The 17,448-nt window shown below is 52.6% G+C and carries 16 protein-coding genes and 1 pseudogene; 13 read left to right on the plus strand and 4 right to left on the minus strand.

The features are described 5' to 3' along the window. Positions 1 to 624: 624 nt before the first annotated feature. The 7 genes from lysO to CRI63_RS01885 all read left to right on the plus strand — a co-directional run bounded on the left by lysO (position 625) and on the right by CRI63_RS01885 (position 9,752). The gene (lysO, locus tag CRI63_RS01855; protein WP_135518362.1) at positions 625 to 1,533 is read left to right on the plus strand and encodes an L-lysine exporter LysO; all 909 of its coding nucleotides are present in this window, start codon (positions 625 to 627) and stop codon (positions 1,531 to 1,533) included. Positions 1,534 to 1,676: 143 nt separating this feature from the next. Then, complete coding sequence (gene hcp, locus CRI63_RS01860; protein ID WP_000458817.1) at positions 1,677 to 3,329, plus strand: hydroxylamine reductase; 1,653 nt, start codon at positions 1,677 to 1,679, stop codon at positions 3,327 to 3,329. 11 nt (positions 3,330 to 3,340) lie between these two features. After that, positions 3,341 to 4,309, plus strand: a complete 969-nt coding sequence (hcr, locus tag CRI63_RS01865; protein ID WP_135405726.1) for an NADH oxidoreductase — start codon at positions 3,341 to 3,343, stop codon at positions 4,307 to 4,309. A 132-nt stretch (positions 4,310 to 4,441) separates the two neighbouring features. Next, entirely contained in the window at positions 4,442 to 6,160 is a 1,719-nt protein-coding gene (gene poxB, locus CRI63_RS01870; protein ID WP_135518328.1) for a ubiquinone-dependent pyruvate dehydrogenase, read from the plus strand. Positions 6,161 to 6,196: 36 nt separating this feature from the next. After that, positions 6,197 to 7,198 (plus strand): low-specificity L-threonine aldolase, encoded by a 1,002-nt coding sequence (gene ltaE, locus CRI63_RS01875; RefSeq protein ID WP_130222137.1) that lies wholly within the window; start codon positions 6,197 to 6,199, stop codon positions 7,196 to 7,198. 10 nt (positions 7,199 to 7,208) lie between these two features. Further along, on the plus strand, positions 7,209 to 8,639 hold the full coding sequence (locus CRI63_RS01880; protein WP_135518330.1) for an SDR family oxidoreductase: 1,431 nt from the start codon (positions 7,209 to 7,211) through the stop codon (positions 8,637 to 8,639). A gap of 99 nt (positions 8,640 to 8,738) precedes the next feature. Continuing rightward, the gene (locus CRI63_RS01885; protein WP_130260063.1) at positions 8,739 to 9,752 is read left to right on the plus strand and encodes an NAD(P)-dependent oxidoreductase; all 1,014 of its coding nucleotides are present in this window, start codon (positions 8,739 to 8,741) and stop codon (positions 9,750 to 9,752) included. Here the strand turns inward: CRI63_RS01885 and CRI63_RS01890 are convergent. Both CRI63_RS01890 and CRI63_RS01895 read right to left on the minus strand, forming a co-directional pair. Then, on the minus strand, positions 9,749 to 10,579 hold the full coding sequence (locus CRI63_RS01890; protein WP_135518332.1) for an N-acetylmuramoyl-L-alanine amidase: 831 nt from the start codon (positions 10,577 to 10,579) through the stop codon (positions 9,749 to 9,751). The genes CRI63_RS01885 and CRI63_RS01890 overlap by 4 nt on opposite strands. Then, positions 10,576 to 10,899 (minus strand): heavy metal-binding domain-containing protein, encoded by a 324-nt coding sequence (locus CRI63_RS01895; protein WP_001160732.1) that lies wholly within the window; start codon positions 10,897 to 10,899, stop codon positions 10,576 to 10,578. The genes CRI63_RS01890 and CRI63_RS01895 overlap by 4 nt, the downstream gene beginning before the upstream one ends. Positions 10,900 to 11,024: 125 nt before the next feature. Here CRI63_RS01895 and CRI63_RS01900 point away from each other — a divergent pair, with 125 nt between their 5' ends. From CRI63_RS01900 to artJ, 6 genes are all read left to right on the plus strand, one after another. Beyond that, the gene (locus CRI63_RS01900) at positions 11,025 to 11,540 is read left to right on the plus strand and encodes a lipoprotein (RefSeq protein ID WP_130205231.1); all 516 of its coding nucleotides are present in this window, start codon (positions 11,025 to 11,027) and stop codon (positions 11,538 to 11,540) included. Positions 11,541 to 11,757: 217 nt separating this feature from the next. Then, positions 11,758 to 12,486, plus strand: a complete 729-nt coding sequence (gene artP, locus CRI63_RS01905) for an arginine ABC transporter ATP-binding protein ArtP (protein ID WP_000027211.1) — start codon at positions 11,758 to 11,760, stop codon at positions 12,484 to 12,486. A 17-nt stretch (positions 12,487 to 12,503) separates the two neighbouring features. Next, positions 12,504 to 13,235, plus strand: coding sequence for an arginine ABC transporter substrate-binding protein ArtI (artI, locus tag CRI63_RS01910; protein ID WP_105454365.1), 732 nt, complete (start codon positions 12,504 to 12,506; stop codon positions 13,233 to 13,235). 6 nt (positions 13,236 to 13,241) lie between these two features. Then, complete coding sequence (gene artQ, locus CRI63_RS01915; protein ID WP_130205229.1) at positions 13,242 to 13,958, plus strand: arginine ABC transporter permease ArtQ; 717 nt, start codon at positions 13,242 to 13,244, stop codon at positions 13,956 to 13,958. Next, the gene (gene artM / locus CRI63_RS01920) at positions 13,958 to 14,626 is read left to right on the plus strand and encodes an arginine ABC transporter permease ArtM (RefSeq protein ID WP_000464489.1); all 669 of its coding nucleotides are present in this window, start codon (positions 13,958 to 13,960) and stop codon (positions 14,624 to 14,626) included. Before artQ ends, artM begins: the two co-directional genes overlap by 1 nt. A 246-nt stretch (positions 14,627 to 14,872) precedes the next feature. Further along, positions 14,873 to 15,604 (plus strand): arginine ABC transporter substrate-binding protein ArtJ, encoded by a 732-nt coding sequence (gene artJ, locus CRI63_RS01925; protein ID WP_135518334.1) that lies wholly within the window; start codon positions 14,873 to 14,875, stop codon positions 15,602 to 15,604. 174 nt (positions 15,605 to 15,778) lie between these two features. On the opposite strand, the pseudogene rlmC reads toward artJ, so the two are convergent. Together rlmC and CRI63_RS01935 are read right to left on the minus strand one after the other, a co-directional pair. After that, positions 15,779 to 16,905, minus strand: a pseudogene (rlmC, locus tag CRI63_RS01930) (23S rRNA (uracil(747)-C(5))-methyltransferase RlmC). Between the two features lie 40 nt (positions 16,906 to 16,945). Beyond that, positions 16,946 to 17,434, minus strand: coding sequence for a YbjO family protein (locus tag CRI63_RS01935; protein WP_130205221.1), 489 nt, complete (start codon positions 17,432 to 17,434; stop codon positions 16,946 to 16,948). Positions 17,435 to 17,448: the final 14 nt, after the last annotated feature.

Raw genomic sequence — 17,448 nt, forward strand, 5'->3', positions numbered from 1 at the left:
GGTCAAGTTGTCACACAATACTGAATATCAACCTCGGCAGCTCGCCTGACACAAGGTCAGTCAATCTGAGAGGTGCTGAAAAAAAAGTTAACGTTCTGGTAGGTGCAGGTGACTTCAGAAGATGGCAAAACAGGTAAGACCGCAGGCAGGATACACCGAGAGGTAACAAGGGCAAGTTAGCCCGTAGAGGATGATTGGTACCTGCCTGGCGGATTTCATCATGGTTCGGGATAAAAATCCCATCAGAAACCGGATATATGGCTGCACCTACCCGTTTTATTACATAACTGAAGAAAGCATTGCATTCCGGGAGCGTCCATATACGTTACCTCGCGCCCGACCCGGTAGCCGAAGGGGATAAGCTGAAGGTACCGCGCAGCGGCGATTTTGTTCGCCAGAGCCCGGGGGTGCAGGGGGCGGCGGCGATTGGCCGCCCCCTGCGTGCTCCCTGCGCCAGTGGCTTTATATGGCATTGCACATGAAAGGAGCGCAACAATGCTAAACACTCATAGAGAATTAAAAATCCCCCTCTGATGCATAACATTTCCTTTTAATTGCAACTTTACTCGTCCTTCCGCTTTCAGTAGTGTGTCATCGCGCATTTCGACTTCTTCTTTGCAAGGACTGGGTTTTCATGTTTTCTGGCTGTTAATCATTCTGGTTCCCCTGATTGTGGGTTACCTCATTCCACTTCGCCAAAAAGCTGCGTTAAAACGCATTAATCAGCTATTAAGCTGGATGGTTTATCTCATTCTCTTTTTTATGGGTATCAGTCTGGCGTTTCTCGATAATCTCGCCAGTAACCTGTTGGCGATTCTGCATTATTCCGCTGTCAGTATTACCATTATTTTACTGTGCAATATTGTCGCCTTGCTGTGGCTGGAACGCGGTTTGCCGTGGCGCAATAGCCACCAGCAAGAGAAATTGCCGTCGCGTATTTCGATGGCACTGGAATCGCTGAAACTGTGTGGCGTCGTGGTGATTGGTTTTGCTATTGGCCTTAGCGGATTAGGTTTTTTACAGCACGCGACCGAAGCCAGTGAATACACGTTAATTCTGTTACTTTTCCTCGTCGGTATTCAGCTGCGTAACAATGGCATGACCTTAAAGCAGATTGTCCTTAATCGCCGGGGAATGATTGTCGCCGTGGTGGTGGTTGCCAGTTCTTTAATTGGCGGTTTAATTAACGCCTTTATTCTTGATCTCCCCATCAATACCGCGCTGGCAATGGCCTCCGGTTTCGGCTGGTATTCTCTTTCCGGTATTTTGTTGACCGAATCTTTTGGTCCGGTAATCGGGAGCGCGGCGTTCTTCAATGATTTAGCGCGTGAGTTGATCGCCATTATGTTGATCCCTGGCCTGATTCGCCGTAGCCGCTCTACTGCACTGGGCTTATGCGGTGCCACATCAATGGATTTCACCCTGCCCGTTCTTCAGCGTACAGGTGGGCTGGATATGGTCCCGGCAGCGATTGTTCACGGTTTTATTCTCAGCCTGTTAGTGCCGATCCTCATCGCCTTTTTCTCCGCATAATACCTCTCCGGCGGTAGATCCCTACCGCCAAAATTGCGCTAAATCAATCTCCCTTAAAGTTGCATGAAAAATCCCTTTTATCCCCGCGTTAAGCGTCTTAACCTTAAACATGTATATTAAATATAACTTTAAAAGGTGTGATCATGTTTTGTGTGCAATGTGAACAAACTATCCGTACTCCGGCAGGAAACGGCTGCTCATACGCGCAGGGGATGTGTGGTAAAACGGCGGAAACCTCTGACCTTCAGGATTTACTCATCGCGGCGCTGCAAGGGCTTTCTGCCTGGGCTGTAAAAGCGCGTGAATACGGCATTATCAACCACGATGTAGACAGCTTCGCGCCTCGCGCATTTTTCTCAACCCTGACCAACGTTAACTTCGATTCTCCGCGTATTGTCGGCTACGCTCGTGAAGCGATTGCCCTGCGCGAGGCGCTGAAAGCACAATGCCTGGCTGTAGATGCCAACGCCCGCGTCGATAACCCGATGGCTGACCTGCAACTGGTGAGCGACGATCTCGGCGAACTGCAACGTCAGGCAGCAGAATTTACCCCTAACAAAGATAAAGCGGCGATTGGCGAAAACATTCTCGGCCTGCGTCTGCTGTGCCTGTATGGCCTGAAAGGTGCGGCGGCCTATATGGAACACGCCCACGTTCTCGGTCAATACGACAACGATATTTATGCCCAGTACCATAAAATCATGGCATGGCTGGGAACCTGGCCTGCCGATATGAACGCGCTTCTTGAGTGTTCAATGGAAATCGGCCAGATGAACTTCAAAGTGATGAGCATTCTGGATGCAGGCGAAACCGGTAAATACGGTCACCCGACGCCAACCCAGGTCAACGTCAAAGCGACGGCGGGCAAATGTATCCTGATTTCCGGTCACGATCTCAAAGATCTCTACAACCTGCTGGAACAGACCGAAGGTACGGGCGTTAATGTCTACACCCACGGCGAAATGCTGCCTGCCCACGGCTACCCGGAGTTGCGTAAATTCAAGCATCTGGTCGGTAACTACGGCAGCGGCTGGCAGAATCAGCAAGTGGAGTTCGCTCGTTTCCCTGGCCCCATCGTGATGACCTCGAACTGCATCATCGACCCAACCGTCGGTGCTTATGACGATCGTATCTGGACCCGCAGCATCGTTGGCTGGCCGGGTGTGCGTCATCTGGATGGCGAAGATTTCTCTGCGGTCATTGCCCAGGCGCAACAGATGGCGGGCTTCCCGTACAGCGAAATTCCGCACCTGATCACCGTGGGCTTTGGTCGCCAGACGCTGCTTGGCGCAGCCGATACGTTGATTGATCTGGTGAGCCGTGAAAAACTGCGTCATATCTTCCTGCTTGGTGGCTGTGACGGCGCACGCGGCGAGCGTCACTACTTCACCGATTTCGCCACCAGCGTGCCGGATGACTGCCTGATCCTGACTCTCGCCTGTGGTAAATATCGCTTTAACAAACTTGAGTTTGGCGATATCGAAGGTCTGCCGCGTCTGGTGGATGCCGGTCAGTGTAACGATGCTTACTCAGCAATTATTCTGGCGGTAACGCTGGCAGAAAAACTGGGCTGCGGTGTCAACGATCTGCCGCTGTCGCTGGTGCTCTCCTGGTTTGAACAGAAAGCGATTGTCATTCTGCTGACGCTGCTTTCTCTGGGTGTGAAAAATATCGTCACCGGCCCGACTGCACCTGGTTTCCTGACACCAGATCTGCTGGCGGTGCTGAACGAGAAATTCGGCCTGCGTTCTATCACCACTGTTGAAGAAGACATGAAGCAACTGTTGAGCGCGTAAGGAGTTTGTCGATGACGATGCCAACGAATCAATGCCCGTGGCGGATGCAGGTTCATCACATTACGCAAGAAACGCCGGATGTGTGGACGATTTCCCTGATTTGCCACGATTACTACCCATATCGCGCCGGGCAATATGCACTGGTCAGCGTGCGAAACTCAGCGGAAACGCTGCGTGCATACACCATTTCCTCCACGCCAGGCGTGAGTGAATATATCACCCTGACCGTGCGGCGGATTGATGACGGTGTCGGCTCCCAGTGGCTGACCCGCGATGTAAAACGCGGTGACTATCTCTGGCTTTCGGACGCGATGGGGGAATTTACCTGCGACGATAAAGCAGAAGATAAATTCCTGTTGCTGGCGGCAGGCTGCGGCGTCACACCGATTATGTCGATGCGTCGCTGGCTGGCGAAGAACCGTCCGCAGGCCGATGTGCAGGTGATCTACAACGTGCGTACGCCGCAGGATGTTATTTTCGCCGATGAGTGGCGTCATTATCCGGTAACACTGGTGGCGGAAAATAACGTTACCGAGGGGTTCGTTGCCGGACGCCTGACTCGTGAACTGCTGGCAAGCGTTCCTGATTTAGCCTCACGTACCGTGATGACTTGTGGTCCGGCACCGTATATGGATTGGGTGGAACAGGAAGTGAAGGCGCTCGGCGTGACGCGTTTCTTTAAAGAGAAATTCTTTACGCCAGTGGCGGAAGCGGCGACCAGCGGTCTGAAATTCACCAAACTGCAACCGGCGCAAGAATTTTACGCTCCGGTTGGCACCACGCTGCTGGAGGCGCTGGAAAGCAATAACGTTCCGGTTGTCGCCGCCTGCCGCGCGGGTGTTTGCGGCTGCTGTAAGACGAAAGTGGTTTCCGGTGAATATACGGTGAGCAGCACAATGACGCTGACCGACGCCGAAATCGCTGAAGGTTACGTACTGGCCTGCTCCTGCCATCCGCAGGGGGATTTGGTTCTCGCGTAATCACCTTATGCCCGATGATATTCCTGTCATCGGGCTGTTTAACCGTTAGTGCCTCCTTTTTCTCCCATCCCTTCCCCCTCCGTCAGATGAACTAAACTTGTTACCGTTATCACATTCAGGAGACGGAAAACCATGAAACAAACGGTTGCAGCTTATATCGCCAAAACACTCGAATCAGCAGGCGTAAAACGCATCTGGGGAGTCACGGGGGACTCTCTGAACGGTCTTAGTGACAGTCTTAATCGCATGGGCACCATCGAGTGGATGCCTACCCGCCATGAAGAAGTGGCTGCCTTTGCCGCTGGCGCTGAAGCACAACTTTCAGGAGAACTGGCGGTCTGTGCCGGATCGTGCGGCCCCGGTAACCTGCACTTAATCAACGGCCTGTTCGATTGCCACCGTAATCACGTTCCGGTACTGGCGATTGCCGCCCATATCCCTTCCAGCGAAATTGGCAGCGGCTATTTCCAGGAAACCCACCCGCAAGAGTTATTCCGCGAATGTAGTCACTATTGCGAGCTGGTTTCCAGCCCGGAGCAGATCCCACAAGTGCTGGCGATTGCCATGCGCAAAGCGGTGCTTAACCGTGGCGTTTCCGTTGTCGTGTTACCGGGCGACGTGGCGCTAAAACCTGCACCAGAAGGGGCGACCACGCACTGGTATCATGCGCCACAGCCAGTCATAACACCGGAAGAAGAAGAGTTACGCAAACTGGCGCAACTGCTGCGTTATTCCAGCAATATCGCCCTGATGTGTGGCAGCGGCTGCGCGGGGGCGCATAAAGAGTTAGTTGAGTTTGCCGGGAAAATTAAAGCGCCTATTGTTCATGCCCTGCGCGGTAAAGAGCATGTCGAATACGATAATCCGTATGATGTCGGAATGACCGGGTTAATCGGCTTCTCGTCAGGTTTTCACACTATGATGAACGCCGATACGTTAGTGCTGCTCGGTACGCAATTTCCCTACCGCGCCTTCTACCCGACCGATGCCAAAATTATTCAGATTGATATCAACCCAGCCAGCATCGGCGCGCATAGCAAGGTAGATATGGCGCTGGTCGGCGATATCAAATCAACCCTGCGCGCATTGCTGCCACTGGTGGAAGAAAAAACCGATCGCAAGTTTCTGGATAAAGCGCTGGAAGATTACCGCGACGCCCGAAAAGGGCTGGACGATTTAGCTAAACCGAGCGAGAAAGCCATTCACCCGCAATATCTGGCGCAGCAAATTAGTCATTTTGCCGCCGATGACGCCATCTTTACCTGTGACGTCGGCACGCCAACGGTATGGGCGGCACGTTATCTGAAAATGAACGGCAAGCGTCGCTTGTTAGGTTCGTTTAACCACGGTTCGATGGCTAACGCCATGCCGCAGGCGCTGGGCGCGCAGGCAAGCGAGCCAGAACGCCAGGTGGTCGCCATGTGCGGCGATGGCGGTTTTAGCATGTTGATGGGCGATTTCCTCTCAGTAGTGCAGATGAAGCTACCAGTGAAAATTATCGTCTTTAACAACAGCGTACTGGGCTTTGTGGCGATGGAGATGAAAGCTGGTGGCTATTTGACTGACGGCACCGAACTACACGACACCAACTTTGCCCGCATTGCCGAAGCGTGCGGCATTACGGGTATTCGCGTGGAAAAAGCCGCTGAAGTCGATGAAGCCCTGCAACGCGCTTTCTCCATCGACGGTCCGGTGCTGGTGGATGTGGTGGTTGCCAAAGAAGAATTAGCCATTCCGCCGCAGATCAAACTCGAACAGGCAAAAGGTTTTAGTCTGTATATGCTGCGCGCAATCATCAGTGGACGCGGCGATGAAGTAATCGAACTGGCGAAAACAAACTGGCTAAGGTAAAAAGGGTGGCATTTCCCGTCATAATAAGGACATGCCATGATTGATTTACGCAGTGATACCGTTACCCGACCGAGCCGCGCCATGCTCGAAGCGATGATGGCCGCCCCGGTTGGGGACGACGTTTACGGAGACGACCCTACCGTTAATGCTCTGCAGGACTATGCGGCAGAGCTTTCCGGTAAAGAAGCCGCCATTTTTCTGCCTACCGGCACTCAGGCCAACCTGGTCGCTCTGCTCAGTCACTGCGAACGCGGCGAAGAGTATATTGTCGGTCAGGCGGCGCATAACTATCTGTTTGAAGCCGGTGGCGCAGCAGTGCTGGGCAGTATTCAACCGCAACCCATCGACGCTGACGCCAACGGCACGTTACCGCTGGATAAAGTGGCGATGAAAATCAAACCCGACGATATTCACTTCGCCCGCACCAAATTGCTCAGTCTCGAAAACACCCACAACGGCAAAGTGCTGCCGCGTGAATACCTGAAAGAAGCATGGGAATTTACCCGTGAGCGCAATCTGGCGCTGCATGTTGACGGTGCGCGCATCTTTAACGCCATCGTGGCTTATGGCTGCGAACTAAAAGAGATCACGCAATATTGTGATTCGTTCACCATTTGTCTGTCGAAAGGTCTTGGTACGCCAGTCGGTTCGTTACTGGTCGGTAACCGTGACTACATTAAACGTGCCATTCGCTGGCGGAAAATGACAGGTGGCGGGATGCGCCAGTCCGGGATTCTGGCAGCCGCCGGGATGTATGCGCTGAAAAATAACGTCGCACGCTTGCAGGAAGACCACGATAACGCCGCCTGGATGGCGGAGCAGCTGCGTGAAGCAGGCGCGGATGTGATGCGTCAGGACACCAATATGCTGTTTGTTCGCGTCGGGGAAGAAAATGCTGCCGCGTTAGGCGAATACATGAAAGCGAGAAACGTGCTGATTAACGCCTCGCCGATTGTCCGCCTGGTGACGCATCTCGACGTCTCGCGCGAGCAACTGGCTGAAGTCGCCGCCCACTGGCGCGCATTCCTGGCGCGTTAAGGAGAGAGACGTGCCGCAACGCATTTTAGTTCTCGGTGCCAGTGGCTACATTGGTCAGCATCTGGTGCGCACACTCAGCCAGCAAGGGCATCAGATCCTGGCGGCGGCACGTCATGTCGACAGGCTTGCAAAGCTGCAACTGGCAAACGTCAGTTGCCATAAAATCGATCTCAGCTGGCCGGATAATCTTCCGGCCCTGTTGCAGGATATCGATACGGTCTATTTTCTGGTGCACAGCATGGGCGAAGGCGGCGATTTTATCGCTCAGGAGCGGCAGGTGGCTCTCAACGTCCGCGATGCGCTACGTGAAGTACCAGTTAAGCAATTAATCTTTCTCAGTTCATTGCAGGCTCCGCCACATGAGCAGTCGGATCATCTGCGCGCCCGTCAGGCCACGGCGGATATTTTGCGTGAAGCCGGTGTGCCGATTACTGAATTGCGCGCCGGAATTATCGTTGGCGCAGGTTCAGCGGCGTTTGAAGTGATGCGCGATATGGTTTACAACCTGCCAGTGTTAACACCGCCACGATGGGTCCGTTCACGCACCACGCCCATTGCGCTGGAAAACCTGCTGCACTATCTGGTGGCACTGTTAGATCATCTGGCCTGCGAACATCGGGTCTTCGAAGCCGCCGGGCCAGAGGTGCTCAGTTATCAACAACAATTTGAACATTTTATGACCGTGAGTGGTAAGCGCCGCTGGTTGATCCCCATCCCCTTTCCGACCCGCTGGATTTCGGTGTGGTTTCTCAATGTGATTACGTCCGTACCGCCCACCACCGCCAAAGCGTTGATTCAGGGGCTGAAACACGATCTGCTGGCAGATGACACCGCGTTACGTGCACTCATTCCACAACCGCTAATCGCTTTCGATGATGCGGTACGTCGCACATTGAAAGAGGAAGAAAAACTGGTCAACTCCAGCGACTGGGGATATGACGCGCAGGCTTTTGCTCGCTGGCGACCAGAATACGGTTACTTCGCTAAACAAGCCGGTTTTACGGTTAAAACGTCCGCCAGCCTTCAGGCGCTATGGCGGGTAGTCAATCAAATCGGTGGTAAAGAACGTTATTTCTTTGGCAATATTTTGTGGCAGACCCGTGCGCTGATGGACCGCGCGATCGGTCATAAACTGGCGAAAGGTCGCCCTGAGCGGGAATATTTGCAGACGGGAGATGCGGTAGATAGCTGGAAAGTGATTGTCGTTGAAGCGGAAAAACAACTTACGTTGTTATTTGGTATGAAAGCACCGGGACTGGGGCGGCTTTGTTTTACGCTGGAGGATAAAGGCAACTACCGCACCATAGACGTTCGCGCTTTCTGGCATCCGCACGGCATGCCAGGCCTGTTTTACTGGCTTTTCATGATCCCTGCACATCTGTTTATTTTTCGCGGCATGGCAAAACGAATCGCCAGACTTGCAGAACAAATCACAGATTAATCGAAAAAAACCTGCGTGATTCTTTCATGTTTCCCATTGCATCAAGGGGGAAATCACGAAAGAATGCGCACGTCGTCTTATCAACAACAGTGGAATGATATGAAGGTACTGGTTACCGGCGCTACCAGCGGCTTAGGTCGAAACGCGGTTGAATTTTTATGCCAGAAAGGCATCAGCGTGAGAGCGACCGGTCGCAACGAAGCGATGGGCAAATTGCTGGAAAAAATGGGCGCCGAGTTTGTCCGGGCGGATCTGACCGAACTTGTCTCATCGCAGGCTAAAGTGATGCTCGCAGGCATTGATACGCTCTGGCACTGCTCCAGCTTTACCTCGCCGTGGGGAACGCAGCAGGCTTTCGACCTGGCCAACGTTCGCGCTACGCGTCGCCTGGGCGAATGGGCTGTTGCCTGGGGAGTGCGTAACTTTATTCATATTTCTTCCCCCTCCCTGTACTTCGATTATCACCATCATCGCGATATTAAAGAAGATTTTCGCCCTCACCGCTTCGCTAACGAGTTTGCCCGCAGCAAAGCTGCCAGCGAAGAAGTGATTAATATGCTTTCGCAGGCGAATCCACAAACGCGCTTTACTATTCTGCGCCCACAGAGTCTGTTCGGACCGCACGATAAAGTGTTCATCCCCCGCCTGGCGCATATGATGCACCACTACGGCAGCATTCTGTTACCGCATGGCGGCAGTGCGCTGGTCGATATGACCTACTACGAAAATGCCGTGCATGCCATGTGGCTGGCGAGCCAGGAAAACTGCGACAAACTGCCGTCCGGCAGGGCATACAACATTACCAATGGTGAGCATCGTACACTGCGCAGCATCGTGCAGAAGCTCATCGACGAACTGAATATTGATTGCCGTATTCGTTCAATTCCCTACCCGATGCTGGATATGATCGCCCGCAGCATGGAGCGTTTAGGCCGCAAGTCAGCGAAAGAGCCGCCGCTAACCCACTACGGCGTCTCCAAGTTAAATTTTGACTTTACGCTGGATATTACGCGTGCACAGGAAGAGTTAGGTTATCAGCCTGTCATCACGCTGGATGAAGGGATCGAGAAAACTGCCGCCTGGTTACGCGACCACGGAAAACTGCCGCGCTAATCCTGACCGTATTTCTCCAGCAACGCTTGTGCAATTGCCAGAGTTTCTGCATCCGCTTCGCCGTTATATAACGTCGGGCGGAAGTGCATCTGGAACGCCATAATCACTCGTTGCTGTTCGCCAGGCGTCATTTCTGGTTTCACGTCATAGCCGTAACGGGCCAACAGTTCCAGCAATGAGGCGGTATCTACCGGTGTGTGCGGCGCGCGCCCGGCAAGATAAAAGTTCACCCGCTGCGCATCAGGCCAGGCACCAATCCCCTCTTGTGCCAGTTGCTGCCACGGAAATAATGGCCCGGGATCATCTTTGCGCTGCGGCGCAATATCTGCATGAGCCACTACGTTTTCCGGTTTGATGTGATAGCGGGCGATAATATCCTTCGCCAGTAGAATAAGCGCCTGAATTTGTGTCGGTTCAAACGGGGCAAAATATTTCACCCCCGCTGATGTTTTCCAGCCACGATTTTCCAGCTCAATGCCAATAGAGGTGTCGTTAAGGCGCGTTGCCCCGCGCCAGGCGCTAATCCCCGCATGCCAGGCCAGTTCCTGTTCCGGTACCAGTTGCCAGATACGCGGCTTACCGTTGTAAAGTGGTGGCTCGGCAGGAACCAGATAATGCGAACTTACGTGCTTATCGGTCAGTGTCGCCAGTGACGTATCAAAGTCCTCTGCGGTGTAGTGGATCACCAGCACTTTAATGCGCGGATACGCCGCCTGCGCCTGGCGTCGGGTATCAAGCTGGTATCCCTCTTTCTCGACAATGCCTTTTTCACCTGCACACCCAGCCAGGAACAAAGCGGCGGCAACCAGCCAGAAGACTCTGCTCATCGACGCGTTTTCACCGCCGTTCCGCTGACGCTAACCATCAGCATACTGCCGTTTTGCCCGACCGTTTCGTAGTCGATATCAATGCCGACCACGGCGTCAGCCCCCAGCGCTCGCGCCTGCTCACCAAGTTCCTCAAAGGCTATCTCCCGCGCTTTACGCAGTTCTTTTTCATACGCACCGGAACGTCCGCCAACGATATCGCGGATACCCGCAAAGAAATCGCGAAAAATGTTAGCGCCTAAAATCGCTTCGCCAGTCACCACGCCGCAATATTCAACGATGGTCTGGCCTTCAAGTGTTGGGGTTGTGGAAAATTGCATGATCGATCTCCTTGTTTGCTAAGCCTTCGATCTTCAAAGCATTATCGGACTGATACGCTATTATTGAAAGGATATCATTATTATCGTAGAACGCTTTCAAGGTGTTCGCTTATAAGGAAATCATTATGCGCTACAGCAAATTGACTATGCTTATCCCTTGCGCACTGTTACTCAGTGCTTGTACCACCGTCACGCCTGCCTATAAAGATAATGGCCCCCGTACGGGATCTTGCGTTCAGGGCGGACCTGACAGCGTGGCCCAGCAGTTTTATGATTACCGCATTTCGCACCGCAGTAACGACATTACCGCTCTGCGTCCATATTTAAGTGACAAACTGGCAACTTTGCTGAGCAATGCCAGCCGCGATAACAGCCATCGCGAATTATTAAGCAGCGATCCGTTCTCCAGTCGCACCACTTTGCCTGACAGCGCACAAGTTGCCAGCGCCTCGACCATCCCAAATCGCGATGCGCGCAATATTCCGCTGCGGGTGAATCTGAAACAAGGCGACCAGAGCTGGCAGGATGAAGTGTTGATGATTCAGGAAGGACAGTGTTGGGTGATCGACGATGTGCGCTATTTAGGTGGCAGCGTACACGCACCTGCCGGCACTCTGCGCCAGTCCGTTGAGAACCGCTAAAACCTTGATTAAATGATAACCCCCATAAATTGTCTGGCATTCTGTGAAGAATGCCGACATTTATGCTCGTCGCCCTTCGCCGCCGTTATTTTGTGCTATGTTTATTGAATAATGCGCTTGGCTTTTAACTTTTAAAGCAGAAATATTGCATAATTATTCTGTCAAAGGTACTATCTTCGACTTCAATAGCTATCCGACTGCCAGTATACGAGTGTCAATGAGTATTCAATTAAACGGCATTAATTGCTTCTACGGCGCGCATCAGGCGCTGTTCGATATCACGCTGGATTGCCCGCAAGGCGAAACGCTGGTGTTACTTGGCCCCAGCGGCGCGGGGAAAAGCTCGCTGCTGCGTGTACTCAATCTGCTAGAGATGCCGCGCTCCGGTACGCTCAACATCGCAGGCAACCATTTCGATTTCACTAAAACGCCATCTGACAAAGCGATCCGCGAGCTGCGTCGTAACGTTGGCATGGTGTTTCAGCAATACAACCTGTGGCCGCATCTGACGGTACAGCAAAACCTGATTGAAGCGCCCTGCCGCGTGCTGGGGTTGAGTAAAGATCAGGCACTGGCCCGTGCAGAAAAACTGCTGGAACGTCTGCGTCTCAAACCTTATAGCGATCGTTACCCGCTGCACCTTTCTGGTGGTCAGCAGCAACGTGTCGCTATCGCCCGCGCGCTGATGATGGAACCGCAGGTACTGCTGTTTGATGAACCGACCGCCGCGCTGGATCCGGAAATTACCGCACAAATCGTCAGCATTATTCGTGAGCTGGCGGAAACGAATATTACCCAGGTGATCGTCACCCACGAAGTTGAAGTGGCGCGTAAAACCGCCAGCCGTGTGGTGTATATGGAAAACGGTCACATCGTAGAACAAGGCGACGCGAGCTGCTTTACCGAGCCGCAAACCGAAGCATTTAAAAACTATCTCTCTCACTAAGATTCGGGATAACAACAATGAAAAAAGTTCTGATTGCCGCGCTAATTGCAGGTTTTAGTCTTTCCGCCACAGCTGCCGAAACCATTCGTTTTGCTACCGAAGCCTCTTATCCTCCGTTTGAATCGATGGATGCGAATAACCAGATCGTCGGTTTTGACGTCGACCTGGCACAGGCGCTGTGTAAAGAAATTGATGCGACCTGCACTTTCTCTAACCAGGCGTTTGACAGCCTGATCCCAAGCCTGAAATTCCGTCGCGTAGAAGCGGTGATGGCGGGCATGGATATCACCCCGGAGCGTGAAAAGCAGGTGCTGTTTACCACCCCGTACTATGACAACTCCGCACTGTTTGTGGGTCAGCAGGGTAAATACACCAGCGTTGATCAGCTGAAAGGCAAAAAAGTCGGCGTTCAGAACGGGACGACGCACCAGAAGTTCATTATGGATAAGCATCCGGAAATCACCACCGTGCCGTATGACAGCTACCAGAACGCAAAACTGGATCTGCAAAACGGTCGTATCGACGGCGTATTCGGTGACACCGCTGTAGTCACCGAATGGCTGAAAGATAACCCGAAACTGGCGGCAGTGGGCGACAAAGTGACCGACAAAGATTACTTCGGTACTGGCCTCGGCATTGCGGTACGTCAGGGCAACACTGAGCTGCAGCAGAAATTCAACACTGCGCTGGAAAAAGTGAAGAAAGATGGCACTTACGAAACCATCTACAACAAATGGTTCCAGAAGTAATTCCTGATGAATGAATTTTTCCCTTTAGCAAGCGCCGCCGGGATGACCGTCGGCCTTGCCGTTTGTGCATTGATTGTCGGGCTGGCGCTGGCGATGTTCTTTGCGGTGTGGGAGTCGGCAAAATGGCGTCCTGTCGCGTGGGCAGGTTCAGCGCTAGTGACGGTTCTGCGCGGCCTGCCAGAAATTCTGGTGGTGCTGTTTATCTATTTTGGCTCCTCACAGCTGCTGCTGACGCTTTCGGATGGCTTCACCATCAATCTTGGGATCGTGCAGATCCCGGTGCAGATGGACATTGAGAACTTCGACGTTAGCCCGTTCCTTTGTGGTGTTATCGCTCTGTCGCTGCTGTATGCCGCCTATGCTTCGCAAACGCTGCGTGGCGCACTGAAAGCTGTGCCGGTGGGTCAGTGGGAATCGGGTCAGGCGCTGGGGCTGTCGAAATCGGCCATTTTCTTTCGTCTGGTGATGCCGCAGATGTGGCGTCATGCGTTGCCTGGCCTCGGTAACCAGTGGCTGGTGCTGCTGAAAGATACCGCGCTGGTCAGTTTGATTAGTGTGAATGATTTAATGCTACAAACCAAAAGCATCGCTACCCGTACCCAGGAACCATTTACCTGGTACATTGTGGCGGCGGCGATTTACCTGGTGATCACCCTGCTCAGTCAGTACATTCTCAAACGCATTGACCTGCGCGCGACACGTTTTGAGCGGAGGCCCAGCTAATGTTTGAGTATTTACCCGAACTGATGAAAGGGCTGCACACCAGCCTGACGCTAACCGTTGCCTCGCTGATTGTGGCGCTGATTCTGGCGTTGATTTTTACCATTATCCTGACGCTGAAAACGCCGGTGCTGGTGTGGCTGGTGCGGGGTTATATCACGCTGTTTACTGGTACGCCGCTGTTGGTGCAGATCTTCCTGATTTATTACGGACCGGGCCAGTTCCCGACGTTGCAGGAGTATCCGGCACTGTGGCATTTGTTGTCAGAACCGTGGTTATGTGCGCTGATTGCGTTGTCGCTGAACAGTGCGGCGTATACCACGCAGCTGTTTTACGGTGCAATTCGTGCGATCCCGGAAGGTCAGTGGCAGTCCTGTAGCGCCCTGGGAATGAGCAAAAAAGATACGCTGGCGATCCTGCTGCCGTATGCGTTTAAACGCTCACTCTCGTCGTATTCCAACGAAGTGGTGCTGGTGTTCAAAAGTACCTCTCTGGCATACACCATTACATTGATGGAAGTGATGGGTTACAGCCAGTTGCTGTACGGACGCACCTACGATGTAATGGTATTTGGCGCGGCGGGGATTATTTACCTGATCGTTAACGGCTTGCTGACGCTGATGATGCGTTTGATAGAGCGCAAAGCGCTGGCGTTTGAGCGACGGAATTAATGTAGCTGCGTACGGTTTTGTAGGTCTGATAAGACGCGCCAGCGTCGCATCAGACACCTGCACAGAACCCACATACTGCATAAATCCTTATAATGAAGACGGGCAACCCACTAAGTTGTCCGTCTTTTTTTATTCAATGTAAATTATTTAATCATATTTATTGCATATAAATTCACTTAATGGCATTGTTATCCCATGCCGCAGACACGGCCAAAAATCATAAGATTGACAGACGGGAGTTCCATCATGAAAAAGTTAGTTCTTGCCGCTTTACTTGCTTCCTTTACTTTCGGTGCTTCTGCCGCAGAGAAAATCAATTTTGGCGTATCAGCGACCTATCCTCCGTTCGAGTCGATGGATGCCAATAACCAGATTGTCGGCTTTGATATCGACCTGGCAAAAGCCTTGTGCAAACAAATGCAGGCAGAATGTACTTTTACTAATCACGCTTTCGACAGCCTGATCCCGTCACTGAAATTCAGAAAATATGACGCCGTAATCTCCGGTATGGATATCACGCCGGAGCGTAGCAAGCAGGTATCGTTTACCACGCCCTACTATGAAAACTCAGCCGTCGTGATTGCCAAAAAAGATACCTACAAAACGTTTGCCGACCTGAAAGGAAAACGCATTGGGATGGAAAACGGCACCACGCACCAGAAATATATTCAGGATCAGCACCCGGAAGTGAAAACTGTCTCCTATGACAGTTATCAGAATGCCTTTATCGATCTGAAAAATGGTCGTATTGATGGGGTATTTGGTGACACCGCGGTGGTAAACGAATGGCTGAAAACCAATCCGCAACTGGGCGTTGCGACTGAAAAAGTGACCGATCCGCAATACTTCGGCACCGGCCTGGGTATCGCTGTACGTCCGGATAACAAAGCTCTGCTGGAAAAACTGAATAACGCGCTGGCAGCAATTAAAGCTGACGGCTCGTATCAGAAAATCAATGACCAGTGGTTCCCACAGTAATTGAGACTGATGATAAAAGTAAGATTGCCAGATGCGCTGCGCTTATCCGGCCCACATCAACTCTGCAATGTATTGATTTAGCATGATTTTGTAGGCCGGATAAGGCGTTCACGCCGCATCCGGCATGAACAAAGCGCACCTGATCAGCAATCTGAAGCCGCACCTGCGGCTTTTTTATTGCTTCACCAGCAGCGTCAGCACTTCATAGTGCGCGGTGTGCGGGAACATATCAAAAAGCTGTACCCGTTCAATGCGATAACCAGGCAGTTCGCGGATATCTTTCGCCATCGTTTGAGCGTTACAGCTGGAGTAGATAATAAAACGCGGTGCCATCGTTGCGAGATAATCACACAGCGGTTTACTAATGCCGCGGCGCGGCGGGTTAACCAGCACCAGCTCCGGCACCTCCCCCTGAGCGGTGGCAAACTGAGTGGAATCCAGCGCCTGAAATTGCAGACGCGTTAAGCCCAGTTCAGCGGCTGACTGCCTTGCACAGGCAATGGCCTCTGGCGCAATTTCGATCCCGGTTAACTGCATGTCAGGCGTCGCGCAGTGTAAACCAAAGCCCCCCACGCCACAGAACAGATCCCACATATGTTTAACCGGCAGCTGCCGTACCCAGTCGCGCGCGGTGGCATACAGCTGGCTGGCGACCGCCGGATTAGTCTGGAAGAAACTTTGCGGACGGATCCACAGCGGCACATCGTTAAAACGCTCTGCCAGCGACTGTTGTTCCGTCAGGTAGATCTCCGTCTCCCCTTCCATAATCGCCATATGTACCGGCTGAATATTGACGGTAATAACTTTCAGCTGCGGTAGTTGTTCCTGTAACCACGGCAGCGCCTTACGCAGTTGCGCCAGTTTGGTATCAGAACGCAGTACAAAACGCAGCATCATGCCGCCATCGCTCTGGCTTTCAGTCAGCAGAATGTATTTCAGTTCGCCACGCTTACGCGCCACGTTGTAGGGCGTTAGCCCCGCACGGGCGATAAACGGTTTTAACGCCGCAAAAACGGGCGCAAATGAGGCAGGATAAAGCGGGCAGTCACAAAGGTCTTCCGGTGTGCCGTCGCGATGCAGCATACCGAGCAGTGGTTTTTCAACGCTGCCACTCACCACCATTTTGGCTTTATTACGAAACCCTTGTTCTGGGCCTGACACCGGCGCGCACCATCCTCAACCGGAAAATCGGCCAGCAGATTCTTAAGATCGGCGGTTTTAGCGGAGAGTTGCTGTGGAATCGGCTGCGTTATCCACTGACAGGAACGACAGCGACCCGCGTCGTAAAGTGCGCACTGCATACATTGACCTTCACATCATCAGGGGCGACGATTATACACATTATTGCAACTGGAAGAACCGCCGACTAGTCGAGGGAACGAACAGCAGCATCAGGATGAGCATATCCGGCAGCTTCTGCAGCATCAGGCTATGGAAGATTTCACGTTTTGATTCACCGGGAATGCTGAACAACTCCGGATAACCATAACCCAGCGAAGCCGCCCACAAATAACTGGCGGCCGTGATTTGTGTCAGCAGATACAGCCAGCGCGCCCAGCGACGCCCTTTCACCAGCGAAAACGCACACCAGATCTCAATAAAAACCAGCGCCAGACTGCTTAAAAAGACCAGCGTTAAACTCCAGGTTTGTACGCTGCGATGAATGAACTCGCCAATACCGCGCACGCCTAATGTATTGAAAATCATCAACACGTCGAGGCCACGGATCATAATAATGGCGAGCGCCGCCACCTGCACCAGCGCAGGCACATTCAGGCGAGCATGTGATGAAGATGTTTTCTTAAAAAATCCCAACGGTTCGTCTTCCATGAAAACAATGCCGC

It is taken from the genome of Escherichia sp. E2661 (genome assembly GCF_004745185.1).
In the GTDB taxonomy this organism is placed as follows: domain Bacteria; phylum Pseudomonadota; class Gammaproteobacteria; order Enterobacterales; family Enterobacteriaceae; genus Escherichia.

Coding starts and splice junctions, on each gene's coding strand:
- hcp (WP_000458817.1), top strand. CDS start 1,677: ATGTTTTGTGTGCAATGTGAACAAACTATCCGTACTCCGGCAGGAAAC.
- hcr (WP_135405726.1), top strand. CDS start 3,341: ATGACGATGCCAACGAATCAATGCCCGTGGCGGATGCAGGTTCATCAC.
- poxB (WP_135518328.1), top strand. CDS start 4,442: ATGAAACAAACGGTTGCAGCTTATATCGCCAAAACACTCGAATCAGCA.
- ltaE (WP_130222137.1), top strand. CDS start 6,197: ATGATTGATTTACGCAGTGATACCGTTACCCGACCGAGCCGCGCCATG.
- CRI63_RS01885 (WP_130260063.1), top strand. CDS start 8,739: ATGAAGGTACTGGTTACCGGCGCTACCAGCGGCTTAGGTCGAAACGCG.
- CRI63_RS01890 (WP_135518332.1), bottom strand. CDS start 10,579: ATGAGCAGAGTCTTCTGGCTGGTTGCCGCCGCTTTGTTCCTGGCTGGG.
- CRI63_RS01895 (WP_001160732.1), bottom strand. CDS start 10,899: ATGCAATTTTCCACAACCCCAACACTTGAAGGCCAGACCATCGTTGAA.
- CRI63_RS01900 (WP_130205231.1), top strand. CDS start 11,025: ATGCGCTACAGCAAATTGACTATGCTTATCCCTTGCGCACTGTTACTC.
- artP (WP_000027211.1), top strand. CDS start 11,758: ATGAGTATTCAATTAAACGGCATTAATTGCTTCTACGGCGCGCATCAG.
- artI (WP_105454365.1), top strand. CDS start 12,504: ATGAAAAAAGTTCTGATTGCCGCGCTAATTGCAGGTTTTAGTCTTTCC.
- artQ (WP_130205229.1), top strand. CDS start 13,242: ATGAATGAATTTTTCCCTTTAGCAAGCGCCGCCGGGATGACCGTCGGC.
- artM (WP_000464489.1), top strand. CDS start 13,958: ATGTTTGAGTATTTACCCGAACTGATGAAAGGGCTGCACACCAGCCTG.
- artJ (WP_135518334.1), top strand. CDS start 14,873: ATGAAAAAGTTAGTTCTTGCCGCTTTACTTGCTTCCTTTACTTTCGGT.
- CRI63_RS01935 (WP_130205221.1), bottom strand. CDS start 17,434: ATGGAAGACGAACCGTTGGGATTTTTTAAGAAAACATCTTCATCACAT.